Source organism: [Flexibacter] sp. ATCC 35103 (assembly GCF_001975985.1).
Taxonomy (GTDB): domain Bacteria; phylum Bacteroidota; class Bacteroidia; order Flavobacteriales; family Flavobacteriaceae; genus Flavobacterium.
This window is the reverse complement of sequence record NZ_MTQF01000001.1, coordinates 178,317-203,065: the sequence shown is the minus strand read 5'-3', so window position 1 is coordinate 203,065 and position 24,749 is coordinate 178,317. Positions and strand designations below refer to the sequence as shown.

Sequence of the window (24,749 nt, the reverse complement as noted above, 5' to 3'; positions counted from 1 at the left end):
GTTTTTAGCTTTATAAGTTTAAATTATTCTTTATACAAAATAATAGTGGCTTTATATCCCGTACCAACATTCCATTGGCTGGCTTCTATAACGGCACCTTTATCATCATAAACCTGAAATTCTGCTGTATTAGGCGAAGCTGAACCTTCGTTTAAAGCTTCAAAATCGATTTTATTAATTCCGGGAACCAATGTTATTTTAAATCCCTGAAATTCTCCCACGAGATTTACTTCCGGTTCGATAACTTTATCATTTAGAAACACTCTTATTTTATCGCCATCTACAAACGCAGCATCACGATAACGAACTGTAGAAACTGCTGTATTGGTTACAAAAGCGCCCAGATATTCATTTCTTCGATAAAAAATGCCTTCAACATTGGCTTCTTTTTTATAAAGGCTGTTATTTTTATAAAGATCGTCAGGACTAATTTTTATAACGGTTGGTTCTTTTACAGGCGGCAGATCGTTTGGCGGAGTTTCGGTTGGTGGCAGAGGCTCTTTTATTTCAGAGTTTTTAGCCGGAATTGGTTTGTATTTGTCTTTAAGTTCTTTTTGCGAATATCCTTGTAGCGAGATGCTTAATATAGTGACCAGAAACAATATTTTTTTCATACTTTTTTTCATATTAATAAAACAAATGAGTCGTTAAAACAATAGGCATTAACGTCTCTTAATAAAACATTTAATTAAAAGATTTATTGCCTTTATTGGGAATTATTTGTGTATTAAAAATAAACCCGACAATCTCGAAGCTTCGCGAATGCCGGGTTTAATCCTGATAAAATATCACTTTATTATTTATTTGGTTACTTTTTTAAATCGCATCATTGGGATGTCTTTCATATTCAAATTAAGTTTCCCGTCTTTATTGATAGAGTAGCTGTCGATTTTTTTAATGATCTGTAAAAAAGTTTGTTCTCCGCCGCCTTCACAAAACATCAAAGTGGCCGGACCTTGCTCTCCAAAAGTAAGCGAATTTCCTTTTAGGGTAAATGGCGCACTGTAACCATTACAGCCAGCATTTCCGTAAACTTCACTTTTCTCTTTATCAAACTTGATATAAGGTTTTTTATCCGGATACAAGCCTTCAAAAGCAATACGCGGACCAGAAATATATTCTAATTCCCAGGTTGTATTATAGAGATCATCAGTTTTTGCAGTGTCTTTCATTGTTGTACAGGAATTAAAAGAAAGTGTTAAAACAGAAACGAATAGTAGTATGTAATTTTTCATAAAATAAGATTTTTGAACATAAATTTAAAGATTTTTATCAGAATTCAAGTGATAAAAAGTAAGTTTTTTTAAGACTTTATACGATTATTTAGTACTTTATTTATTTACTTTTTTTCAGCGCATCGATCAGTTCAACCATATCTACAACGGCATAAGTAGACGAATAATCAGATACGGCATAAGGCAATATAAGGCTGTTGTTATGAATAATTGCACCGCAGGAATACACCACATTGGGTACATATCCTTCACGCTCATCTTCGAGTGGCGAAAGCAAAGGTTCTTTAAGTCTTCCGATTTCTTTAGACGGATCATCAAGATCAAATAATGAAGCGCCTATGCAATAACGTCGCATTGTACCTACACCGTGGGTAATTACAAGCCAGCCTTCTGTGGTCCAGAGCGGCGATCCGCAGTTTCCTATCTGGGTCAGTTCCCAAGTATAACGAGGTTCCTGTAAAAGTATCGGATTGTTCCATTGTGTAACCCTTTCAGAGTACATAATATAATTGTTTACACCATCGATCCTGGCCAGCATGGCATATTTGCCCTTTATTTTTCTAGGAAATAATGCCAGATTTTTATTTTGGGCACCAATCCCATGAAGCGGCATTACTCTAAAGGTGTAAAAATCTTCGGTAGAAATTAGTTTAGGCAAAATGGTGTGTCCGTTGTAAGCAGTGTAAGTCGCCATGACACGATTTGAACCATCATCATCAATAAAACGTACGAATCGTGCATCTTCAATACCGCGGCTTTCAGATTCTGATATCGGAAATATAACACGCTCCGTAATATCTGAGTCGTGTTTGAATTGCAAATCATAAAAAGAATCAGCCAGCCAGATTATTTCCTCTAGGGCAGTTCTTCTTTCCTGACGTATTGACGGATCACTTAAGGCTGTACTAACCATGCTTTTTAATACGGCAAATTCAAATTCTTCCGGCAAGTCCTGCATGATTTGGGCAATATATTTGTCCTGCGTGTGCATTTCAGATAATTTCAATAAAAAACGCTCTTTATTGAATAAGGTTTTATGTTCAATCTCGGCCTTATCTATATTATGACCAATTTTCATTATCTGCAGGTTGTTGTCTTTATCCAGAATACCTCTTCTAAAAACTATCGAGGAAATGTGACCTTCTCCGGTTGCACGAAACGAAATGATTACGCGTTTTTCGCCTGCTTCAAGACCGGACTGATCAAAATCTTCTACAATCGAAGGGTTGAAAATGGCAGCAGATTCTATCGCATATTCCATAGTGCAATAAGATCCTATCAGCATTTTTCGATCCAGCGAAATGGCTTCATAGTCAATTTGCATGGCTTCAATTACATCTCTGATTTTTTCGCAGTGCCTGAAAAATATAGCCGAAATATTTCGATGGCGTCTTGCAAATTCACGAAGCGTTTGCTCTAATGTTTCTAATACCTGCTTTTCGTCCAGCATCATTATCCTGCCCACCATTTGTTGGGTCCGTTCTTCGCCATTCATAAAATATCGTGCAACAACTCTTTTTGAATCTGGTGTGAATTTTATGTTTTTACGGATGACTGATACTCGCATAATTTGTACGTTTTTTGTGTTTTTTAGAAAAGTTATTTCAGGTTAAAAAAGGATTAAATTCTACCTGTTTGAAACAATATTAATATTGAATATTGTCTCTATTTCTATACAAGTTAATGATTTTGTTAACTAAAAAAAACTTTATTTTTAAAATTTTAGCTCACTTTTTACTTCTTAATGTATGCTTTATAGTTGAAATTAAAGAGTATCAAAGACTCAAAATCAACATTTGACTTGTTGTAAAAAAAGCCAGAATGACCGATATACTCAAATTATAATAAAAGATGGTATAACGCAAAAAAGTGCTAAATCTTTTATTTAGCACTTTTTATGTTTCATCTTTAATATTTTATTTTAAAGTTATATATGTAAGATAAATTCTATAAAGTAACTTCTTGTGTCCAGTTTTCACCGCTAATATCAATTAGTTCCAGAATATATTTAGCTGTTGGATTTTTGATCGTAGCAATTTTAAAATTTAATCTGGCTTTTGCGCCCAAAGGTAAAATCAGACTGTGTTTTCCGGGTTTTACTTGTGCAACATAATCGTTTTTAATTTGTTCTTTTGCCAGATTTGAAAGTTGTGTCTGATTTTGCTCAAAAATGATGTTTCCGTGTTGGTCTTTTAATTTAATACCAATAAGAAATGAACCATAAACATCTGCTCCCTGATCTCTGAAAACAGTAAAACTTAAAGTATTATTTTGGATAAAAGCATTGCTGATGGTAACATGTGGTTTTACAGAAAGATTATGCAATTTACCATAAACGCCTCCATGAAAATATTGATTGGTAAATAAGGTTAATGCCAGAATAAATACAGAACCCGCCAGAACAAGCCTGCTTGCAGTTTGCTCTTTTACAGGCAAAGCTCCGGAACCCAGAAATCTGAATCCTTTTTTAGCAGTAAAAGATTTGTTTTTCCTCATAAAATATTCGTCCAGAGAATATTTTCCTCCGCCGGAGATAAAGATCGTAAAACCTGCTGCTACGCCCAGAACACCAATTTGCCATTCGTCGAGACATGTAGTTCCAAGCCATCCTGAACCCAGCAAAATACCTAATGCAAGACTAAAAACACCTATACTTATTAGTCTGGTAAAAAGCCCCAACAGAAACAGTAACCCAACAATTCCTTCGATGACAGTAAATAAAACCATTGCCCACCAAAGACTTTCCGGATTAGAAACAAGATGTTCTATAATAGGTTTTATACCCAATGCATTAGGAAGAAAATGATTGAATTTTTCTCCGATATATCCCGCTTCATCAGGATTTAATTTATTCTCTAATATAAGCCTTCTCCAGAAAGCAGAAAAATAAGTCCAGCCGGCTACCCAGCGCAATGCCGTGGTAAACATTCCGCCATATAAATAGGTTTGATTGTTCATTTTGATTTAAAATTTAAGGATAAGAAATACGTAAAAACCTCAATAAAATAATATTGAAGTATATGTGGATTACCATTAAAAAATCAAATCAAATATTGTTCATGTAATAAATAAACCGGAATAATTTTGAATGCCTTTTTTTCCCAAATAGAAGTTATGGGTGTTGTAAGAGTAATAGTAATGTACTGAAAAGCAGCGAAACGAGAAGGATAAGTTTTTACATCGTGATCCTGAAGTAAACCTGAAACCTTTTTAGTGTTTTTATCTATTGTTATAAGGCAAACAGACGAATCACTATTTAGGTTGTTTTTTAATTCGTTTACCGGAATATCCAAAACCAGTTTAATTTCTCTTTTAGCGGTACAAGGCAGGCATACAAGAAACAGCATCATGATGATGACTATTTTTGAGAAAATATTTCTTATGCCATATTGCATTATGCTGTTTTTTAGGAATTTTAAATGTAATAAAAAAATACTAAAATCAAAGCCATTCACCGGATGTATTATAATCATCCGGCAAATAAGTAAGGTATTGAACCATTCTTGGTTTTTCACCTTTGTTTGGTGTCGCACAATGCGGTAATCTATTGTCCCATATAATAAAATCTCCTGCATTACCCAATATTGGTTCAGGTTTCAGCATTTTAACGGCTTTATCTCTAGGATTTTCATCCGGTTCAAGACTATTGAGCCAATGATTTATAATGTTATGAAAACCCGGAACACAATGAAATGCGCCATCATCAGTGCCACAATCAGTAAGATAGAGTAGTCCCTGAAGTCCAAAAATCATAGGTTGTTTTAAACTGGTATCCCAATGAAGCGAACTTCCTAAAAAAGTAAATTCATTATTTTCAGGAGGATTGAAGCTTACTTTATCTATCGTTTTATATATCCGGGATGAATTGTAAAGCTGTTCATATGCTTTTTTTATCTTTGGCGAAAGCCTGTTTTTATTTAAGGTTCCATGATCAGAAAAATTGAGCATTAATCCTTTTTGATCCTGATGTCTTTTGTACCAAGTTTCTTTTTTGTCAGGATCCATTTCCAGGTAATCCCAAATGGCTTGTTGTGTTCCTTTGCAATCTTCCTCAGAAATGGCATTTTTTATAATAACATATCCGTTTTTTGCCCAAAATTCGAGATCTTGTTCTGAGAGCACTTGATCTGAACTATCTTCAGTTGTTACATTCTTATTTTTTTGTTTGCTATTGATCCAGGTTTTAAAAGTTTCAAAATCAGGTTTTTCAAAGTATAAAAACTGTAGCGTTTCCTCCATACCAATTCCTAATAAATACAAGGTCTTAATTTCTTCGTTCCAGCTTTGTGTATCATTTTTGGCAGGAAGATCTGAGGGAAACAAAGCGCGTTTCCATAGTTTTTCAAGAATAGTCAAATGCATAACTGTTATTGGTTTATAGTTTTTATTAAACCCATTTTACATACAAAGGTTTATTCATCCACGGATATTTTATAACTGAAAAAGAAAATGGCGATCTGCTTATTAACATATCATAAGCCCTGCGTTCTACTACAAGTTCCCATTTATCATCTAATTCTGAAAGTAATCCGTCCCTAATAAGCCAACTGCCTCTAAAATCGTTTATGGAAGATTTTCCAATTGCTTCCCAATGAGAAATCATGGCACTTATTAATCCTTCTGTAAGGCTTTTATTTTCATCTGATGGTTCAATCTTTTCGGGTACACTATCTGTAAGAGACAAACCGCATAGTACTTTATTTAGCAGTAAATTCTCCTCTTGAGTTTCAGTTGATCCGGTTGCAATATATTGTAAATACTGTACCGCATTTTTTTGATTTTCTAAACAGGTAAACTTATTATTCTGAGTTAGTTGAAGTCTTTCAAATAGTAAAGTAATATAACTATTTAGAACTACGATTCCTGCATTATTTATCTTATTTTTACTTGAAATTTCGCCATTTACCAATACTTTTACTGGTTTATTCTCAGGAGATGTTTTCATTTTAGCGTGTGTGAGTTAGAATGTATAAATAGCATAAAAATAAGGATATTTTGTACATACAGCATAAGTATTTATACCTGATCTTCCCTTATTATTGAATCTTCTTTTGGTATGGATTAATTATGGAATTAATTATAGAACCCAAATCGTATGCAACCATTTGTAATTGAAGGATTACGAAAGTTGAAAAATAAATAACATATCTTTGTAATACTTCACAATTTATAAAGTAAATATTTTAAAATGTACGATATAATTTTCAAACATCTTGAAGAGAAAGTCCCGTTGACACAAGTTGAAAAAGAACTGATCAAAACTTTTTTTAAGCCTAAAAAAGTAAAGAAAAAACAATTTGTGGTTGTTGAAGGTCATGTTTGCAATTATCTGACATTTGTATCAAAAGGACTTTTAAAAGCGTATAATGTGGATGATAAAGGCAATGAACATATCAATCAGTTTTCGCCTGAAGGATGGTGGACATCAGATATGAGTAGTTTTTTTAGCGGGGGAATTTCTTTTTACAGTATTGATGCCATGGAGGATTCAGAAGTTTTACTGATTACGAGACAAGATTTTGAAAATCTAACGCTGCAAGTTCCTGTAATGGACCGGTATTTTCGTCTGCTTTTTCAAAATAGCCTAATCACAAAGGAGAGAAGACTAATCAGTTCACATACGCACACTGCCGAAGAAAAATACAGGCATATTTTAGAAAATAATCCCGATTTGATGAAACGAATACCGCAAAATTTATTGGCTTCGTATCTTGGACTTTCACCTGAAACGCTCAGCCGTCTTAAAAAGAATTTAATTTTTGATCCCAAATAATTGACTTAGATCAAGTGAATTTCTTGTTTCAGATCATCTTTCTGAACATGGTTTGTAAAGTAATTTTGAAAAAAATAAAATACGTATGAATTCTCAAAAATTACCAATACAGGAAACAGCCGGAAATATAGCCCTTGTAGTAGGCGCAACCGGTATTGCAGGAAGTAATCTTGCCTTGAAACTTTTGGAGAACGGATGGACTGTTTTTGGACTTTCCCGTAATCCCAAAAATGATATAAAAGGTTTGAAACCTATTGCTGCCAATTTATTAAGCAGTGAATCATTAGATGCAGCTTTAATCGATGTTGCACCCACACATGTTTTTTTTACAACATGGATGCGAAATGATTCCGAAGAAGAAAATATAAGGATAAATAGTGCCCTGATTCGAAATTTGCTAAACGCATTATCCTCTAAAAAATCGGTAAAACATGTCTCATTAGTTACAGGATTAAAGCATTATTTAGGACCTTTTGATGCTTATGCTACAACCGGAACTTTACCGGAAACTCCATTGAGAGAAGAACAGCCCAGATTAGACTTGCCTAATTTTTATTACGCACAAGAAGATGAAGTTTATGAAGCTGCTGCCAGAGATGGTTTTACCTGGAGCATACACAGACCGCACACATTAATTGGTAAAACTATTGGCAACGCCATGAATATGGGGACAACATTGGCGGTTTATGCCAGTATCTGCAAGCAGGAGGGAACTCCGTTTATATGGCCGGGTTCTGAGGCACAATGGAACGGGATATCTGACGTTACTGACGCTAAGGTTCTAGCAGAACAAATTATCTGGGCGGCAACAAATCCTGAAGCGCACAACGAAGCTTTTAATATAACAAACGGTGATGTTTTTAGATGGAAATGGCTGTGGCCAAAAATAGCAGAATGGTTTGAAATTGAATTTGAAGGATATAACGGAACAATAAAACCGCTTGAAACCGTATTAAATGAAAAAGCTTATATCTGGAAATCAATTGCAAAAGAACATCAATTGATAGAAGGTGATTTGGGACAATTGGCATCTGCATGGCATACAGATCTGGATTTAGGCCGACCTTTAGAGGTGATGACAGATATGTCGCGAAGCAGAAAATTGGGTTTTACGACTTATAAAGACACCAAAGATTCTTTTTTTGATTTGTTTACTGAATTAAGGAATGATAAAATAATACCTTGAGAAATTAATTAGATAATTAGGCAATTTGATAATGAGATAATTTCAACAACTTGCTACTTGAAATTAAAAAAAACAAAAAGGGCGGCTATAAAACTGCTCTTTTTGTTTTTCTACTTATAAACTCTACTATATTTTGTCTTATAATGTTATGCTTGTATTTTTTAGGGGGTTTTCTTTCAATAAAAAAGGGCTATCTTGCGCAATATTAAAATCAAATATAATAATGACGATTTCAAATTTTTATTTAACAAATAATCAGTTGATGCGCCTTATGGGCACGTTATTGTATTTGCATGACGATACTTTCTTAAAAAGCTCTAAAGAGTTTATTTATTAAGCCCTGTCAAAACTCTGGACAGGGATTTTTTCATTCACGCTGCTCATTTATTTAATCTTCAATTTTCATTGGGATAAGATATCATTGCAATCAAAAATCACAAAAGAGCTCTAAACGATGCAATGATGAGTTATTATCTTACCTATGAAAAAGGAGAAGCAAACAGAAAGTTATGTCACAAGTACAAAATATTATTTTAACAACAGGAATATACGATTTAATTAAAGATCACGTAAGAAGAAAAAAAGTAACAGTAGAAGAAGAAGTATTATTGCTTCATGAACTTAAAAAAGCCACACAGGTACTAAGAAGAGATTTACCGGAAGATATTGTTTCTGTAAATCGAAAAGTAACTTATAAAGATTGTACAACCAATGAAGAAAAAACGGTTGTGTTTGTAGGTCCTGAAAGAAATAAAGTAAGTAAAAACAGAATTTCTATTCTTTCTGATGAAGGGATAGCAATGGTAGGATATAAAGAAGGTAATGTTGTAGAATGGCCAGCTAAAAAAGGAAATCTAAAACTTGAAATCCTAAAAGTAGAAGAGGTAGCTTAATATATTTCTTAAATAAAAACATCCCATAAAGAACCTTTCTTTATGGGATGTTTTGTTTTATAATAACATTTTTTTTAAACTTCTAATTGTCACAGAAAGAACCTATTTGCTGTAAATGTCTTTCGGTTTGGTATTTATTAAAGTTGTCCCATTTAGGAGGAGAACTTGTTTTTTGTCCGTACATAGCATCCAGACAAATGTTGTTGTCTTTGTACATATCGTGTAAAACGGCCAGGATTTTAAAGAAAAATTCATCTAATAAAACCATCGCTTCAAATTCTGATTTAAGTGTATTGTAATTAGCGTCTGACGGATTTAATAATTGTAATAAATCTAAAACTTCCTGTTTTTCTTCCGCATTAATTTCTGTTGAATATCCCATTTTTAAAGTTTTAAAAACAAGATTATTCCAGGCTTTGCTGTCATGCGCCCATTGTACATCTGGAAGATTCAAAGAATGCTCACAAATTAGGATAATAGAAAAAAGTACATCATTAAGGTATTCTGCCGGAAACTCATCAAAGCTTCTGAATTCAAAACCACTTTGGTACATTTTTTCCTGATTAAAGTCAAGACCTAATTCAGAAAGCATTTCATACTCCATATCTGCTTCGATCTGATCACGCCACCAAATATTTTCTTCCTTTTCGAATTTTAGTAATTTTCTAAAATCATCTACATTATAAGTCAGGATTTTACCTTTTGGCATTGCCTTATTATAAGTTCCTACACCTATATAACGTGACATGGCGTTACGCATTGATCCAAGAGTGAATTTTTTATCCAGACTGTATTTGTCACTTATTACGCCCATAATATCCGGACTACCAAGAGTTGCAATAAAGAAAGGTTCAAACCATTGCAGCAAATAAATAGCATTGGCATGTGTTTTTTCAAATTCATTATAATCTACAATCCTGCTGTCTTCTGTTAATGATGGTAAAGTAATATGAAAATGATATGTTCCGTTATTAAACAAAACCAGGTTTTCCTGATTTGTCATGAACATATTAAGCCCGTTGTTGTAATCCGGAAAATTTAATTTTCCGTTTAAAACAGACGATTCATTGATTTTATCAAGGAATAATTTTTTTGTAGCCTTAAGTTCTTTGCAGGATTCAGCGATTGTTCTGTTTTCAAAATATTTGGTAACAAACTCGATAGAATCACCATCAAAATGTACAGAACCCATCGTTTTATTTCTTTGGGTAATCATGCTTTGAATATTATAAGGCTGATCTTCAAGGAAAAGTTCCATGATAGATTTTCCTAAATATTCAGGATTTTCAGTAGGTTGCGCGCTTACTTCACCAGTTTCAGTATCGATTAATGGCTTTATTGGCGCAATTGTTTTGTGCTGATAATTGATATCCAGTTTTTCAAGCGAATGACTGTTCATCATTCGGCTTACTTTATAGTTTTCGTTTATATCAAAAGCTTTTTTCAAAATAGGAGCTAAGCTTTCCGGTTTATAACACTTTCTATAATCAATACTGTATTTCTCAAAACCAATTTTTTCTTGTATAAACTCACCAGAAACTATTAGGGATTCTTCAAATTGCATGTAGGTTTCGTTTTCCAATCCTATTCCCCAATAATATTTTTTTGTCTGATTGTCTTTCATTTATACTTACTTTCTTTTTTAAGGTTATTTAATTCTAAAGTTATTTTTATTCGGAAATACAAAATCCAATCTGTTAAAATCAGAGACAGGAAACCTATAACGGATTAAGCATATTGTTGCCTCCATTATAAAAGTTTTCGTTTACTTTTAAAAATATAGGAATTTATATTTTAGATTTTTTGCACTTTTATCGACTGAAAGTTCAATTAAGAAGTAAAATTTTATAAAAGGCTTATAAAACTACTAGCGTTATTAATCACTTTTGTATCAATAATTTAAGCACGAGAATAGCTAAATCACCACTTTTGCTATTTCTGTTTTTTCTAAGTTGCAAAAGTAGTTTTTTATTATGTTATTTCCAAGTAGTTAACTTGTTGATAATCAATATTTTTTTTTGAATGTTTCAGCAATTCGGATAATTGTATTTTTATTCGTGATAATAAAAGACGTATGAGGAATATAATTCGTCTTTCCACCAGTCTTTTCTAACCTCTGCAAAGTAGTTGTAGTTTAGTTTTCCTGCCTGTGATTGCAAGGGATAAACGACTACACCATTCTCGCGATATGCTTTATGTAAATTTGTTTCAGGAACAACGGGAACGATATGTCCGGAAAGTCCTTTTTCTCTTCTTTTGGCACAAATTATTCCAACTCCGCCATTTTCATTTACCTTATTTTGAATTTCATCTACAGTAAACATTCTTTCCCAGCCAAAACTAACGCCCCATTCTAAGAACCAATCGTGTATCGCACTGGAATAAATGCGGTCTACGGTTTGCTCAAAAACAGGTACAACTTCTTCTCCTTGTAATACTTTTTCCAGAGATTCCGGTGTCCACCAAACTGTTGGGAGATATACTTTAGAAAAATAGCAATAATCATAAGAGTATACGTTGCAATAGGTATCTTCTACAGTTCTTTGATATCTTAAGTTTTTTTCAACATCAAGTTTATCAATTAATCGGCCAAAACTTTCTTTTTTAGTTGCAGCATTTGTCAAATCTCTAAACGGAATACTCGAATCCAAGATGGGTTTTTCTTTCATTTCCATAGAATCAAGCTGAGATTCCGGATCTGGTAATAAATCAGCTTTTTTTATTTGACTATTCGGTATTGTATTATCATCTAAGGGTAACGATGCTACTGATACAGTATGTTTTTCCATCTTGACTGCTTAAAATTAACTGGCTTTACGGTGCTTAAATTACTTATTTGCACATGATTTCGTTGACCACGGCGTAAATGTAAGGATTTTAAGTTTCTTAGGAGTTTTACAAAAAGACAAATTATAGAAACTATAACTGATAGTATCGTTTTTTAGAGACTTTTAAGATATAAAAAAGGCATACTTAACGTATGCCTTTTTTATATTGAATCAATTATAATGTGATTATTCCTGAGTTTGGTCAGGTTTGTTATTCTTTTTATCAGTGTTGGTTACTGAATCTTTAGACACGTTTTTATGCTGATCTTCAGTTTTTTCAGAACTGATGTTTGAATTGTTCTCAAAATCATTTCCCAGATTTTTAAGATCTTCTATATATCCTTCTTTATATTGGTAAGGATCTTCGTCGCGGGCATAATTATCAGTATCTACCAGTGTATTCTGGTCTATATAATCTGGATCGCTTTCTCCAAATTCAGTTGTTTGTTCTGTAGGAGCTTTGTGTGTATATTGATCTTCGCTTTGAATATTATTTCCGTCAACTAGCGTATTTTGATCAATAAAATCAGGGTCTGTCTGACCATATTCGTTGTTGTTTTGCTTTTCCATAACGCTATTTTTTAGTTAATTCTATTTTTAGATCCGGTAATCAGTCTTTTCTTCTTTGAGGAATACGAATGAAATTACTTTTTCTAAAATGTGCTTTTTACAAATTTACCGCAGCACTATCACATTCTTATTACAGAAAAATAATTTAGAGTTGCATAATTAGTAGGTATTTATACCATGTGTTTTAAAATTTTCTTCTTTTTAAATGCATTCTTGCAATGGTAATTTATTTTAAAAATCCTTCGGTTTGATTCCAGTTTTTTTTGAATAATCACCTTTTGTCGTATTAATTTGCACTTAGTCGATTTATTTTTCTTTTATTATTCATATTAATACGTATATTCGCAACTTTTATTTTTAAATGTTGCATTTACATTTAAAGGTTAATTGGAACTTTTGAAACGTGATTTTTATAAATTTTAAAGAATAATTGAAGAGCATTTTAATGAAGATTGTATTTGCAAATTGTTTTGCAAAGTAGGAATGTGATTTTATAAAGTGTTTTTAAATTAAGGCATGAAAGAAGATTTTTTTTGATAAATAATTAAACCCCCAAATAAATTAATATATGAAAAAACTTTTATTACAAGTCGTCCTTTTTCTTTGCAGTTATTTTGCAATGGGACAAAAAACGCTGTTCACACCTACAGAATGGAGTAACCCCAACAATGAATTTTATAACAATGTATCGAATACCAGGAAGTACGAGTCGACAAATTTCGTGCTCTATTGGGGCGATAAAGTAGGTACTAATCCTGCTGCATATGCTGATGCAACATTGAGATTTACGCCTAAATCTGTTGCAGATACTCTTGAACATAGTTTTAAGAGATATATTAACGATTTAAAATTTATCAATAATGCGGCAACAACAAATTTTGGCAAGTACAAAATCATTATCATGATGATGAATACCTGGAACTCTACAGATCCGCGTTTAGAGGCCTTTGCCCAGGCAAGTTCTTTTAGTAATACTATTGGTGCTATGTTTGTGCATCCTGAGGCAACCAGAGATGGCGGTGCATTATCGCATGAGTTTGCCCATACGCTTCAAATGATGATGAGTATTCAGGAAAATCCGGGTAACGGAACTGCTTTTGCCGGTTATGACTGGGCAAGTCCATTTTATGAAGGACATGCTAATTTTATGCGTGCTCAGGCTTATCCGCAATGGGCAGAAATAGACGGAACCTTAACCAGATGGATACAAACCAGACATTTTATGTGGTCGTCTAATCGTCATCATTACACGAACTTCCATTTGATGTATTATGTACAGGAAAAAGAAGGTTTTGATTTTACGAGAAGAATGTGGGCTGAATCTAAAAATCAGGAACATCCTCTTGAAACCATCAAAAGACTTAAAGGATTTACTCAGGAACAACTCAACGATTATCTTTGGGGATATGCTCAAAGACAACCTGCATTTGATTACCCGATTCAATGGAATTCGCAGATAAATGCAACGAGTAATTTTGGAAAAACAATTCGAAATACCCATACACTTATAAAAAACAATATGCCTCGATATACCAGCAGGCAATATACTTTACTTACCAAAGTAGCGGGTACAACAGATCAATATTATACGAATAATGACTGGGCGCCTCAGGATTACGGAATGAATATAATCCCGTTATATCCAACGTGTACCGGAACGCAAAAAAAAGTAAGTATAAAATTTAAAGGTCATACTGAGGTGAACCCAACTCAGGCAGGATGGCGTTATGGTTTTGTTACGACAAAAGCAGATGGTACCGTATCACGTTACAGCCCAATGTATAATACGGATGGAGAAGCATCATTTGAACTTAATACAACTACCGAATCAGAAATTTTTTTGGTCGTATTTTCAGCTCCAAAAGTGCATGTAAATTATAATATGGATGTTGGTTATCCTAAACAAAGAAGATATCCTTATGAACTAAAAATTGCAAATGCAAATCCTGAAGGTTTTCAACCGGCGGCAGATTTTAGAAAATTCCTTAAAACAAACGGACGTATTCATAGTAACGGCGGAGGATGGGTATCTAACAGTGCCAGTGTTGCAGCCTCAGTTTATGTGGGACCGTATGCAATTGTAAGACGTGGTACAATATCAGGAAATGCGCGTATAGATGGATATGCAATGGTTGATGGAGGAACTATAAACGGAAACGCAATTGTAAGGGACAATGCGTGTGTTTATAATGCTACTTTATCAAGTAACGCTATTGTAGAAGGAAATGCCTGGATGGAAGGCGGCTCTGTAGCAAATACAGCAAATATTAAAGGTAATGCAATGTTATTTGCCGGAAATTTTGGAGGATCAGTTGTTGTGGGCGGTGATGCAGAAATAGGAAGCTGTTCTACTGCTGGTGTTTATCTTCAGTTTCCTTACTGGAGAAATGGCAGGGCAGAATGTGATGGTAAAGGCGCTAATGATGTTTCTAATGTCGATATAAATCCTGCATTTACAAACTTCTCAGCAGCAACAATGGCTTTTAGTACAACACCTGTTTGTACGGCAACAGCAACATTAAGTTCTGTGAACTCAATTCTGGATACACAAGTTGATTTGAGTATTTATCCAAACCCAACATCAGGAAACATAAATATTTCGTTTATGCAAACTGAGCTGCAAAAGGTGACGATTTCGCTATTTGATATTAACGGACGCAAATTAAATGTGATTGCAAATCAGACTTATGAAATTGGTAGAATTGATATTCCGTACAATTGCAGCCATCTGGTAAAAGGAGTCTATTTATTACGTATTCAAACGGGAAATACTATTGTCAATAAATCTTTTATTAAGCAATAACGAGTTACTGTTTTTTAAAAATCAGCCCTTTCAATCCTATTTGAAAGGGCTTTTTTTTGACTATATGATTTTATATTTATTAAGATATATAATAGTTCATTTTTTCTTTAAGAAAAATTTAGGATTGTTTTTTTATTCAAAAATGTTAGTATTTAATAGAATTTATGTACTGATATACAATAACTTAAATATTGTGATAAATAAGAATTTTTTATGGCTACATTCGATTATTGTTATTTATAGAGAATAAAACAACAATAATCAACGTTCTTAAACAAAACTATATTATGGGCTTATTTGATTTTATGATAGTGGAAATAGCTATGGATTTGGGAACTGCGAATACTTTAATAATTTATGACGGAAAAATTGTAGTAGACAGTCCATCGATTGTAGCCAGGGATATTAGAAACGGAAAAATTATTGCCGTAGGTAAAGAGGCAAGTTTAATGCAAGGTAAAACACACGAGAATATTAAAACCATCAGACCGCTTAAAGACGGGGTTATTGCAGATTTTGATGCCTCAGAAAAAATGATCAGCTGGTTTATAAAAAACATACCGGAACTAAAGAAAAATTTTTTCACCCCCGCATTACGAATGGTTGTATGTATCCCGAGTGGAATTACTGAGGTCGAAATGAGAGCTGTAAAAGAATCTTGCGAACGTGTAAACGGGAAAGAAGTATTTTTGATTCATGAACCTATGGCCGCGGCTATTGGGATTGGTCTTGATGTGATGCTGCCAAAAGGAAATATCATCGTAGATATTGGAGGCGGAACTACAGAAATTGCGGTAATTGCCCTTGGAGGAATAATTTGTGATAAATCTATAAAAATTGCCGGAGATGTTTTTACCAATGACATTCTGTTTTACATGCGTACACAACACAATTTATATATTGGGGATGCTTCTGCAGAGATGATAAAAATTGATGTTGGCGCAGCTACAGAAGAACTGGAATATCCGCCGGAAGATATTATGGTTCGCGGAAGGGATTTGCTTACGGGTAAACCTAAAGAAGTACGGATTAATTTTAGGGAAATTGCAAGAGCACTCGATAAATCAATACTGCGAATTGAAGATGCTATTATGGTAACACTTTCTATGACACCACCGGAACTTGCTGCAGATATTTATAATACAGGACTTTATCTTGCAGGAGGAGGAGCAATGCTGCGTGGTCTTGATAAAAGAATATCCCAAAAGACAGATTTACCCGTTTATATTGCAGAAGATCCTTTGAGAGCTGTAGTTAGAGGTACCGGTATTGTCTTAAAAGATATACCAAGATACCGAAGTGTACTCGTAAAATAATCACAGTATCGCATTTAGAAAATAATAAACCCGACAGTATATTCCAAATATATTGGACTGTCGGGTTATTTATGGAACTTTTTATAATCTTATGATTTAAATTCAGGGAAACTTTTGGGGAAAAGTTTACAAGGAAAGAAATTGGATTGTTGGTTCCTGTATTTTACTCTACTTTGTTACTTTTAGGTTTTTACCCAACGCAAGCAGATCTCCGTTTATCTTGTTCCACTTTTTTAAGTCAGAGACAGAAACAGCATATTTTCTTGCAATACTGCCCAGTGTATCTCCTTTTTTTATGGTGTAATACTTTGTTTTTTCAAATGTTGTGGTGCTTTTAGAACTTGTACTTTTTGCCGCAATTGCTGTAGAAGTATAAATTGGTTTTTCACGCAAACCAGATTGATGTGCTGCATAAGCGTAGATTTTATCTTCATTTAAAGTAAAAATCGCCACTTTATCCTGAGGCAATCTCAAATAATGATTTTGATTGTCATAAACCGGAATAACATTTAGTTTATAAGATGGATTTAGCAATTCGAGTTGTGCAATTGGAATATCTATTAAATCAGAAATTTGTTTAAAGCTCATTTTCTTTTTAATCATTATCGTATCAGTAGCAAAATGTTTTACCAATGCTTTTTCAGGCTTAATGCCATGTTCTGCATGGTATTCATAAAGATACATAGTAGCCAGAAAAGCAGGAATGTAGCCTTGTGTTTCTTTAGGAAGCTGTTTTCTGATGTTCCAGTAATTTTTTTGTCCGCCGGAACGGTTAATTGCTTTAGAAACATTTCCCGGTCCTGAATTATAAGCGGCTAAAACCAGGTCCCAGTCGCCAAAAGCTTTATACATACTCGTCATATATTTTGCTGCAGCCTCAGTTGATTTTAGAGGATCATGGCGCTCATCTACATATGAATCAATCTTTAGTTTGTATTGTTTTCCGGTATGAAACATAAATTGCCAAAGTCCGGTAGCTCCCATTTTTGAAACTGCTTTTGGATTCAATGCAGACTCAACTACAGCCAGATATTTTATCTCTAACGGAATATTTTCTTTAGTTAATGCTTCTTCAAACAACGGAAAATAATATTCAGAAATCGCCATTAATCGTCCAAATGATTTTTTTCTGTATTTAAGAAACGACTTTATAACGTTTTCAAGTTGTGGATTGTATTCAATATTAAACGGAGATTTAGAATTCATTGCAGCTAACCTCGCTTTAAGCACTTCGGTAGGTAATTCTAAGTCAACTTTTTTATCTGTTATACTATTTTCAATATCAGATGAAAGAGCATTAAAATTATTTAAACTCGTTAATTCACTCATCCATAAACTATCAACACGTGCAGTCATATTATTTTTGACAAATGTCTTTTTAACAGAATCCAGGTAAACATTACTTTTATCTTTTGCTTTGGTTCCTTTGTTTTGGGCGACTGCCTGTGAAAAAAACGGAATTAAAAACAAGATATAAAAGTAGCGAGTGATTTTTTTATTTATCATATTTCAAAAGTTAATGTATTGATGTCTAATTAATTGCTTGTGTAAATAGCTTTTTATCAGACCGATGCAAAAATACCATTCATTGTTTCTTATGATGACCAGTATAAGTTGTAAAACTATCATTATCAGGTTTTTATTTTTGGATAAGTTTATAAATTATAAAGTCAAATAAGTATTGTAATGCCTGAAATTTCAGCAAAAAAGCATGTTTCTCTTTCTGAAATAGAATTTTGAAAACTGCATCAAAATGATAAAAACGTATCATTTTGATAAGAAGATAAAGAGAGATAAATAATTATTATTCCCAAAAAAATCATGTAGAATAGGTTCTGGCACTTATAAGTTGATAGTTATGGTAGTATGGTATGTAATTTGGAAATTATGTTTTTGTATGCCGCAGATTGGATATTTACTAATAATAAAAACGGAAATACAGTAAATCAATATGAAAACCCAACAACTAACTGAAGATTTTTACATACGGGATTCATTCTCAGAAAAAACAACCTTATCCATTCAAAATAAAATAGTAGACAAATCAATTGATTTTATAATTGAAATTGCTAATATCAACCATGTTTTCTGGTTAAAAGAAATTTGCGATGTAACATTATCATCTGCTATAGCGCGCGGAACAGGTATTTCTGCAAGACCTGCTGAACTACTTGAAGAAAAAATGAAAAATGGTGAAGCTGTTATTGCTTTTTCATCAGATGGTGATTGGGCAGGTTTTTCTTTTATCTCTTCCTGGGATAACGGTAAATATGTTTCTAATTCCGGATTGATTGTTGCGCCACAATTCAGACATACTGGACTTGCAAAAAACATTAAGAGAAAAATTTTTGAATTAAGCCGTCAAAAATACCCTGAAGCAGCGATATTCAGCCTTACTACTGGTCTGGCTGTGATGAAAATGAATCACGAACTGGGTTTTGAACCCGTAACTTATTCTGAATTAACGACTGATGAACTTTTCTGGGAGAATTGCGAGTCGTGTATCAATTGCCCGATATTAATTAATAAAGAAAGAAAAAACTGCTTGTGTACAGCAATGCTTTATAATCCTAAACACGATAAGTCCGGTATTTTGTAAATACAGATTTAATGAAGAAGAAGAAGAACCAAAAAAAAATCCCATTTGTTATAAATGGGATTTGAATTTTATAGTTATGAGATTATCTTTTGGTTTGTTTGATAATTTCCTGTAATGTTAACCATTTTTCATCTTTAATAACGAGGTTTCCGCTTTCTTGCGTGTGATGTCCGGTAAAAAACAGTGCCGGCATTATTTTTTGGAATTCAGGATCAAATTCTTCATTTCCATCCCTGATTATTTGATGGCTTAAAGAGCAGAATAACTCAATATTATTTCCTTTTTTTCGTGCCATTATATTTTTTACGTCCCACGAATAACCCCAATATTTTTTATTGTTTTCAATTATAACCGGATTGATATAAAGCAAGGTCTTGTCTTTTCCTGTTACTAAATTTTGATCTGTAATAGTGTAGTCTGCACCATCTTCGTCACCATTTGTTTCAAACATTTCAGGTTCAGGGTCATTATCTAAATTTATAAACCAGCGATACTGAAAACCATCTCCGTAATATTTTACTTTTTTTATTGTTTTGTATTCGGATGAAATCCAGTATTCATTTCCAATTCCAGACGTGTCTATTGCAGTTTTACAAATATAATCAGCAACTTTATCTCCTGTAAAATCAATACTTTCTACACTTTCGATTTTTTCTTTTATATATTTTCTAAGTTCATCTGGAGCAGCTATCTTTTTTGATTTTATAAAATAAACAGCTGTTTCTAATGAATCTGCCACTTTAGATACTGTATTTTTTGCTTCTTGTTTTGTGTTGTCAGGCTTTACAGGATTAATTTCTTGTCCTGAACTTTCTTTGCAGGAAACCAAAAGTGCCGTTAAAATTAATAGTAGAAATTTTTGTTTCATTTGCGGGTTTTTAAAAAATGCTTCCGGCTTTAACGGGCTATTTTTGATGGGTTTTAGATTTTTTAAGGAATCAAAAATAGCAAAAAAAGAATTAAGTTTTTGTACCAAAAAAATCAAAAATGAACCTGTTTTAAAGTAAATGTTAAAGGCAAAAATGTGATTTTTTCGCACAATATTTTTGAGGTTCGGTTATCTTTAAATAAAATTTCTGTTCTTTGCGCCTTAAAGTTTTATCAAAAAAAGGTAACTAAGTCTACGTTTTAACGACCAATTTAAAATACAATATTATTAGGTAATTTAAGTTAAGACTAATCATCGTATTGACGTTATGGACAACAAGAAGTTTATTTTAAGTTTAAAAAAAGGTAATGAGTCGGCTTTTAAGGAAGCGTATCTCAAGTACTACGATAAACTGATAAACATTGCCAAACGATTTGATTTTACTGTTTTGACTCCGCAGGACTTTGTTCAGGAAACTTTTTTAAGACTTTACAACAAAAGGGAATTACTGAACGAAGAGGTTTTATTTGATAAACAATTGTTTACTATCTGCAAGAATATCATTCTGAATCATGTTAACAGAGAAAACAGAATAATTCAGCTTGATCCGGAGTTCGAAAAAATGGAACCTGAGGATACAGATACCATAATTTTTGAAGAGAGAAGAGAAAAACTACATAATTTCATCAATCTTCTTCCGGAACAGCAGCAAAAAATATTTACTTTACATAAACTGGAAAACCTTAGCTATAAGGAGATTGCAGCAATAACAGATCTTTCTGAAAAGACAATTGCCAATCATATTTATCTTGCCAGTAAATTTATTCGAAAAAAAATCGAAGAGCATTAGGAACTTTTGTGTTCTCGTTTGTTATACTAATAAACGGAAACATAAAATGCATATTGAGTCTTATAAAACTGATGTTACCACAAAGGAAGATGCAAAATTTATTGTAGTGCTTCTGCAGTTCATCATTTCTGATTGTATCATGAATTTTGATTTAGAGAATAACGATCGTGTTCTAAAAATCGAAACCAACAGGGATATTAAAGAAATGGTTTATGGTGTTTTTAATAAACAGGGATTTCATTGTCAAAAAATTTAGCCTCAAAAGATATGGACGAAAAGAAAATAGAAGAAGAGTTAAAAAAAATCTGGGGTGAAACTCCCATTTCTCATTCAGATAATGAGAAGGAGTTTTCATGGCAAGAATTTCAATCAAAAGCATTCCCTTCAAAAAAGAAGAAATTTAAGGTTTGGCATTATGCAGCTGCAGCCACAGTTTTAATTTTTGTTTTTGTTGGAACCGGACTTTACTTTAACAGAACTCCTGGAGATGAAGCAATTCAGTTTGCTTCGAATGTAATTGAAAATAAGACTTCAAAAATAAAAACAGTTTTCTTGCCAGACAGTTCGAAGGTAGAGTTGAGCCCACATTCTAAAATTGCTTATGCAAATAATTTTCAAATCCACAGAAAAATTGAAATGGAAGGGGAAGCTTATTTTAAAGTCAAAAAAGATAAAAAACATCCATTTCAGGTTTTTTGCAACGAAACTACGACTACCGTATTAGGGACTTCTTTTTCTGTAGTAGGACAAGATGAAAAAGGTGTAATAGTGGAACTTTTTGAAGGAAGTGTTCAGATGAGCGTAAAAGATCAAAACAAAAAATGGATATTAAAACCGGGCGAAAAATTTACCTATAACAATAAAATTGCTTTAGTAACTGATTTTAATAGGTTTATAGATTTTGAGAATGAAAAATTAAGTGTTGTAAGCACTTATATTGAGGCTAATTATGGCTATCATGTGACCATTCCTCAGGAATATTATCACCAGAGAATTACGATGAGAATAAATAAAAAAGAAGATTTAAAAACGATAATCCAGTTAATATCAGAAATGTATAACCTAAACTATGAAGTAAATGAAAATTTAAAACAGATTACTTTTCAATAGAAAAGAAAAGGATGTCCTAGCCGCGAAACTAAACATCCTTCCCATATTCAGGATAGTATACACTATCACATTCAATAATAATCAAAAATACAAAATTTCATGAAGCATATAATTTCAGCATGCTTTTTTTTATTCAGTTTGTCTGTGTTCTCCCAGAACATTACCGTAACGGTAGATCAAACGCTAACATTAAAAGAGTTTTTTAAGCAAATTGAAAATCAAACCGACTTTAAATTTGCTTTTACAGATCAAATAAATACAGATCAAAAATACTTTACAAAAAAACATAGCTATAAAAATATCAAAATAGAAGATCTTATAAATGACCTGAATACAATTGCAAATATTCAGTTTTCGATAGTAGGCAATAATATTTTTGTAAAGAAAAAAACATCTAAAACCACTACAACTAAAAAAAAAAGTAGGTTAACCGGACAAGTTCTGGACGACAACAGAGAAGCTGTTATTGGTGCAAATGTTTACATCAAAGAAACTGACGCCGGTACTATAACAGACAAAAACGGGATGTTTTCTTTAGAATTGGATAAAGGAACTTATACTGTTGTGATTAGTTATATTGGGCTAAACAATAAAGAAAAGCAAATTGAAATTACGGATGATGCAAGGGTAAATTTTATCATGGATTCTGACAGTCAGGAACTAGAGCAGGTAATTATAACCACAAGTAAGGCAGTTGATGTAAAGAATACTCAAATGAGTGTTAATAAACTTTCGATGGCTGAGATTAAAAGACTGCCGACAGCGATGGGTGAACCGGATCCTTTAAAATCATTACTGACTTTGCCTGGTGTTACGAATGCAGGTGAAGCTTCATCCGGTTTTAATGTTCGTGGTGGTGCCGCTGATCAAAATTTAATTCTTTTAGATGGTGCTCCGGTATACGGGGATTCTCATATGTTTGGATTTTTCTCTATTTTTAATGCAGATGTTGTCAGCGGATTAGATTTATACAAAGGTGGGATTCCGTCTAAATTTGGAGGTCGCGTTTCCTCCGTTCTTGATGTTAGCCAGCAAACCGGAGATCTCACGGATTACAAAGTAAATGGTGGTATTGGTCTTATCTCAAGCCGACTTTTAGTGCAAGGCCCTTTAAAAAAAGATGTAGGTTCGTTTATTATTGCCGGACGTGCTTCTTATGCGCATTTGTTTTTAAAACTTACTGATATTAAGAGTTCTGTAATGTTTTATGATATTAATGCGAAGTTCAATTACCGTCTGGGAGCAAATAATACAATCGCTTTTTCCGGATATATGGGTAATGATTTATTTGATATCAATAATTTCTTTGCCAGTACATACGGTAATACGATGGGAACGGTGAGTTGGAAACATAAATTTTCAGACAAGTTAAATACGAATCTTTCTGTTTTTTACAGTGATTATAAATTTAATCTGCAAATACCATTTCAAAAATTTGAATGGGATAGTAAAATCAGTAATTATGGCTTAAAATACAATTGGAACCACACCATATCAGACAATTTTAAACTTAACTATGGTATTGATGGTTTATATTATGATTTTAATCCGGGAACTGTACAGCCTTATGGCGTTGATTCTCAATTTAATTATAATCAATTAGATAAAAAATATGCTTTAGAAACATCTGCCTACCTGGATGTTGAAAATCAGGTTACAGAAAAACTGAATCTTCGTTACGGACTTCGTTACAGTACATTTTATCGTTTGGGTAACGAAACGATCAGTACGTATGAAAATGGAGAAGCAGTAGTATATAATCCCTTATATCATATTTATGAAGAAGCAACACCAACCGGAAGCAAATATTATGGAAAAGGAAAAACGATCAGCAGTTTTAATAATTTTGAACCACGATTGGCATTATCATATGCTTTTAATGATGAAACTTCTGTAAAGGCAAGCTACAACAGGATGGCGCAATATATTCATATGCTGTCTAACACGCGTGCTCCGTTACCTATGACTATCTGGACACCAAGCGGACCTTTTACAAAACCTCAAATGCTGGATCAATATGCAGTAGGATATTTCAAAAATTTTAAAGAACGTGAATACTCCTTTGAAGGAGAATTATTTTATAAAAACATTAAAAACCGTATCGATTATATTGATGGTGCAAATTTGTTGGGGAACAATAATATTGAACAGGATATCCTGACCGGAAAAGCCAGATCATATGGTATGGAATTATTATTTAGAAAAAATACCGGTCGTTTTACCGGTTGGGTTTCTTATACCTTGTCTAAAGCAGAACAAAAAACGCCGGGAAGAACAGCCGAAGAACCGGGTATTGCAAACGGTGAATGGTATTTATCAGGATATGATAAATTGCATAACCTGAATATTACCGCAAATTATGAACTTAGTCCTAAATGGTCTTTTAATACTAATTTCTCCTTGCAGTCAGGCCAGCCAGTAACGTACCCAAATGGTTATTATGAATTTGGCGGAAGAAATATACCCAACTATACCTTAAGAAATTCTAACAGACTTCCTGCATATCACCATTTAGATGTTGGTGCAACCTACACACCTAAACCGGATAAAAAGAAAGGATGGCAAAGCTATTGGGTATTTAGCATTTATAACCTTTATAACAGGCAAAATGCTGCATCGATGATGTTTTCACAAAATGATAATACAGGAGCGAATGAGTCCAGACAACTCTCTATTTACGGATTAGTTCCCGGAGTTTCTTATAATTTTAAATTTTAA

At 33.1% G+C, this 24,749-nt stretch carries 22 protein-coding genes; 10 read left to right on the top strand and 12 right to left on the bottom strand.

Features of this window, described 5'->3' with window-relative positions; genetic code table 11:
• Positions 1-23: 23 nt before the first annotated feature.
• From BXU01_RS00795 to BXU01_RS00765, 7 genes are all read right to left on the bottom strand, one after another.
• Entirely contained in the window at positions 24-614 is a 591-nt protein-coding gene (locus BXU01_RS00795; protein ID WP_083691850.1) for a hypothetical protein, read from the bottom strand.
• 186 nt (positions 615-800) lie between these two features.
• Positions 801-1,235: an META domain-containing protein gene (locus BXU01_RS00790; protein ID WP_083691264.1), complete on the bottom strand. Its 435-nt coding sequence runs from the start codon at positions 1,233-1,235 to the stop codon at positions 801-803.
• Between the two features lie 100 nt (positions 1,236-1,335).
• Entirely contained in the window at positions 1,336-2,802 is a 1,467-nt protein-coding gene (locus tag BXU01_RS00785; protein ID WP_083691263.1) for a glycoside hydrolase family 130 protein, read from the bottom strand.
• Between the two features lie 380 nt (positions 2,803-3,182).
• On the bottom strand, positions 3,183-4,193 hold the full coding sequence (locus BXU01_RS00780) for a TQO small subunit DoxD (RefSeq protein ID WP_369819509.1): 1,011 nt from the start codon (positions 4,191-4,193) through the stop codon (positions 3,183-3,185).
• A gap of 83 nt (positions 4,194-4,276) precedes the next feature.
• The gene (locus tag BXU01_RS00775; RefSeq protein WP_083691261.1) at positions 4,277-4,585 is read right to left on the bottom strand and encodes a hypothetical protein; all 309 of its coding nucleotides are present in this window, start codon (positions 4,583-4,585) and stop codon (positions 4,277-4,279) included.
• A gap of 91 nt (positions 4,586-4,676) precedes the next feature.
• The gene (locus BXU01_RS00770) at positions 4,677-5,597 is read right to left on the bottom strand and encodes a phytanoyl-CoA dioxygenase family protein (RefSeq protein ID WP_083691260.1); all 921 of its coding nucleotides are present in this window, start codon (positions 5,595-5,597) and stop codon (positions 4,677-4,679) included.
• 25 nt (positions 5,598-5,622) lie between these two features.
• Positions 5,623-6,180, bottom strand: coding sequence for a contractile injection system tape measure protein (locus tag BXU01_RS00765; RefSeq protein WP_083691259.1), 558 nt, complete (start codon positions 6,178-6,180; stop codon positions 5,623-5,625).
• Between the two features lie 243 nt (positions 6,181-6,423).
• On the opposite strand from BXU01_RS00765, the gene BXU01_RS00760 reads away from it, so the two are divergent.
• The 3 genes from BXU01_RS00760 to BXU01_RS00750 all read left to right on the top strand — a co-directional run bounded on the left by BXU01_RS00760 (position 6,424) and on the right by BXU01_RS00750 (position 9,087).
• Positions 6,424-7,008, top strand: a complete 585-nt coding sequence (locus tag BXU01_RS00760) for a Crp/Fnr family transcriptional regulator (protein ID WP_083691258.1) — start codon at positions 6,424-6,426, stop codon at positions 7,006-7,008.
• Between the two features lie 85 nt (positions 7,009-7,093).
• The gene (locus tag BXU01_RS00755) at positions 7,094-8,194 is read left to right on the top strand and encodes an SDR family oxidoreductase (protein WP_083691257.1); all 1,101 of its coding nucleotides are present in this window, start codon (positions 7,094-7,096) and stop codon (positions 8,192-8,194) included.
• Positions 8,195-8,703: 509 nt separating this feature from the next.
• Positions 8,704-9,087, top strand: a complete 384-nt coding sequence (locus tag BXU01_RS00750) for a GreA/GreB family elongation factor (RefSeq protein WP_083691256.1) — start codon at positions 8,704-8,706, stop codon at positions 9,085-9,087.
• 82 nt (positions 9,088-9,169) lie between these two features.
• Here the strand turns inward: BXU01_RS00750 and BXU01_RS00745 are convergent, their stop codons facing one another.
• The 3 genes from BXU01_RS00745 to BXU01_RS00735 form a co-directional block, all read right to left on the bottom strand.
• Positions 9,170-10,711 carry a hypothetical protein gene (locus BXU01_RS00745; protein ID WP_083691255.1) on the bottom strand — a complete coding sequence of 514 codons (1,542 nt, stop codon included), beginning with the start codon at positions 10,709-10,711 and terminating at the stop codon, positions 9,170-9,172.
• A 427-nt stretch (positions 10,712-11,138) separates the two neighbouring features.
• Complete coding sequence (locus BXU01_RS00740) at positions 11,139-11,876, bottom strand: hypothetical protein (RefSeq protein ID WP_083691254.1); 738 nt, start codon at positions 11,874-11,876, stop codon at positions 11,139-11,141.
• A 225-nt stretch (positions 11,877-12,101) separates the two neighbouring features.
• Positions 12,102-12,485 carry a hypothetical protein gene (locus tag BXU01_RS00735; RefSeq protein ID WP_083691253.1) on the bottom strand — a complete coding sequence of 128 codons (384 nt, stop codon included), beginning with the start codon at positions 12,483-12,485 and terminating at the stop codon, positions 12,102-12,104.
• A gap of 568 nt (positions 12,486-13,053) precedes the next feature.
• On the opposite strand from BXU01_RS00735, the gene BXU01_RS00730 reads away from it, so the two are divergent.
• Positions 13,054-15,288 carry a DUF6055 domain-containing protein gene (locus BXU01_RS00730; protein WP_083691252.1) on the top strand — a complete coding sequence of 745 codons (2,235 nt, stop codon included), beginning with the start codon at positions 13,054-13,056 and terminating at the stop codon, positions 15,286-15,288.
• Positions 15,289-15,575: 287 nt separating this feature from the next.
• Positions 15,576-16,604, top strand: a complete 1,029-nt coding sequence (locus BXU01_RS00725) for a rod shape-determining protein (RefSeq protein WP_083691251.1) — start codon at positions 15,576-15,578, stop codon at positions 16,602-16,604.
• A 168-nt stretch (positions 16,605-16,772) separates the two neighbouring features.
• Here BXU01_RS00725 and BXU01_RS00720 read toward each other — a convergent pair whose 3' ends face one another.
• Positions 16,773-18,110 (bottom strand): lytic transglycosylase domain-containing protein, encoded by a 1,338-nt coding sequence (locus BXU01_RS00720; protein WP_083691250.1) that lies wholly within the window; start codon positions 18,108-18,110, stop codon positions 16,773-16,775.
• Between the two features lie 445 nt (positions 18,111-18,555).
• On the opposite strand from BXU01_RS00720, the gene BXU01_RS00715 reads away from it, so the two are divergent.
• A complete protein-coding gene (locus BXU01_RS00715; protein WP_255373673.1) occupies positions 18,556-19,203 on the top strand; it encodes a GNAT family N-acetyltransferase in 648 nt (215 codons plus the stop codon).
• 82 nt (positions 19,204-19,285) lie between these two features.
• Here the strand turns inward: BXU01_RS00715 and BXU01_RS00710 are convergent, their stop codons facing one another.
• The gene (locus tag BXU01_RS00710) at positions 19,286-20,071 is read right to left on the bottom strand and encodes a hypothetical protein (RefSeq protein ID WP_123773901.1); all 786 of its coding nucleotides are present in this window, start codon (positions 20,069-20,071) and stop codon (positions 19,286-19,288) included.
• Positions 20,072-20,399: 328 nt separating this feature from the next.
• Between BXU01_RS00710 and BXU01_RS00705 the strand changes: the two genes are divergently transcribed.
• From BXU01_RS00705 to BXU01_RS00690, 4 genes are all read left to right on the top strand, one after another.
• The gene (locus tag BXU01_RS00705) at positions 20,400-20,921 is read left to right on the top strand and encodes an RNA polymerase sigma factor (RefSeq protein WP_083691248.1); all 522 of its coding nucleotides are present in this window, start codon (positions 20,400-20,402) and stop codon (positions 20,919-20,921) included.
• A 46-nt stretch (positions 20,922-20,967) separates the two neighbouring features.
• Positions 20,968-21,177: a hypothetical protein gene (locus tag BXU01_RS00700; RefSeq protein ID WP_083691247.1), complete on the top strand. Its 210-nt coding sequence runs from the start codon at positions 20,968-20,970 to the stop codon at positions 21,175-21,177.
• Positions 21,162-22,031 (top strand): FecR family protein, encoded by an 870-nt coding sequence (locus BXU01_RS00695; protein ID WP_255373672.1) that lies wholly within the window; start codon positions 21,162-21,164, stop codon positions 22,029-22,031. Before BXU01_RS00700 ends, BXU01_RS00695 begins: the two co-directional genes overlap by 16 nt.
• 99 nt (positions 22,032-22,130) lie before the next feature.
• Positions 22,131-24,749 carry a TonB-dependent receptor domain-containing protein gene (locus BXU01_RS00690; protein WP_083691246.1) on the top strand — a complete coding sequence of 873 codons (2,619 nt, stop codon included), beginning with the start codon at positions 22,131-22,133 and terminating at the stop codon, positions 24,747-24,749.

Coding starts and splice junctions, on each gene's coding strand:
- BXU01_RS00765 (WP_083691259.1), bottom strand. CDS start 6,180: ATGAAAACATCTCCTGAGAATAAACCAGTAAAAGTATTGGTAAATGGC.
- BXU01_RS00690 (WP_083691246.1), top strand. CDS start 22,131: ATGAAGCATATAATTTCAGCATGCTTTTTTTTATTCAGTTTGTCTGTG.
- BXU01_RS00795 (WP_083691850.1), bottom strand. CDS start 614: ATGAAAAAAATATTGTTTCTGGTCACTATATTAAGCATCTCGCTACAA.
- BXU01_RS00730 (WP_083691252.1), top strand. CDS start 13,054: ATGAAAAAACTTTTATTACAAGTCGTCCTTTTTCTTTGCAGTTATTTT.
- BXU01_RS00700 (WP_083691247.1), top strand. CDS start 20,968: ATGCATATTGAGTCTTATAAAACTGATGTTACCACAAAGGAAGATGCA.
- BXU01_RS00755 (WP_083691257.1), top strand. CDS start 7,094: ATGAATTCTCAAAAATTACCAATACAGGAAACAGCCGGAAATATAGCC.
- BXU01_RS00715 (WP_255373673.1), top strand. CDS start 18,556: ATGAAAACCCAACAACTAACTGAAGATTTTTACATACGGGATTCATTC.
- BXU01_RS00735 (WP_083691253.1), bottom strand. CDS start 12,485: ATGGAAAAGCAAAACAACAACGAATATGGTCAGACAGACCCTGATTTT.
- BXU01_RS00725 (WP_083691251.1), top strand. CDS start 15,576: ATGGGCTTATTTGATTTTATGATAGTGGAAATAGCTATGGATTTGGGA.
- BXU01_RS00760 (WP_083691258.1), top strand. CDS start 6,424: ATGTACGATATAATTTTCAAACATCTTGAAGAGAAAGTCCCGTTGACA.
- BXU01_RS00745 (WP_083691255.1), bottom strand. CDS start 10,711: ATGAAAGACAATCAGACAAAAAAATATTATTGGGGAATAGGATTGGAA.
- BXU01_RS00790 (WP_083691264.1), bottom strand. CDS start 1,235: ATGAAAAATTACATACTACTATTCGTTTCTGTTTTAACACTTTCTTTT.
- BXU01_RS00710 (WP_123773901.1), bottom strand. CDS start 20,071: ATGAAACAAAAATTTCTACTATTAATTTTAACGGCACTTTTGGTTTCC.
- BXU01_RS00780 (WP_369819509.1), bottom strand. CDS start 4,193: ATGAACAATCAAACCTATTTATATGGCGGAATGTTTACCACGGCATTG.
- BXU01_RS00720 (WP_083691250.1), bottom strand. CDS start 18,110: ATGATAAATAAAAAAATCACTCGCTACTTTTATATCTTGTTTTTAATT.
- BXU01_RS00785 (WP_083691263.1), bottom strand. CDS start 2,802: ATGCGAGTATCAGTCATCCGTAAAAACATAAAATTCACACCAGATTCA.
- BXU01_RS00750 (WP_083691256.1), top strand. CDS start 8,704: ATGTCACAAGTACAAAATATTATTTTAACAACAGGAATATACGATTTA.
- BXU01_RS00775 (WP_083691261.1), bottom strand. CDS start 4,585: ATGATGCTGTTTCTTGTATGCCTGCCTTGTACCGCTAAAAGAGAAATT.
- BXU01_RS00705 (WP_083691248.1), top strand. CDS start 20,400: ATGGACAACAAGAAGTTTATTTTAAGTTTAAAAAAAGGTAATGAGTCG.
- BXU01_RS00740 (WP_083691254.1), bottom strand. CDS start 11,876: ATGGAAAAACATACTGTATCAGTAGCATCGTTACCCTTAGATGATAAT.
- BXU01_RS00770 (WP_083691260.1), bottom strand. CDS start 5,597: ATGCATTTGACTATTCTTGAAAAACTATGGAAACGCGCTTTGTTTCCC.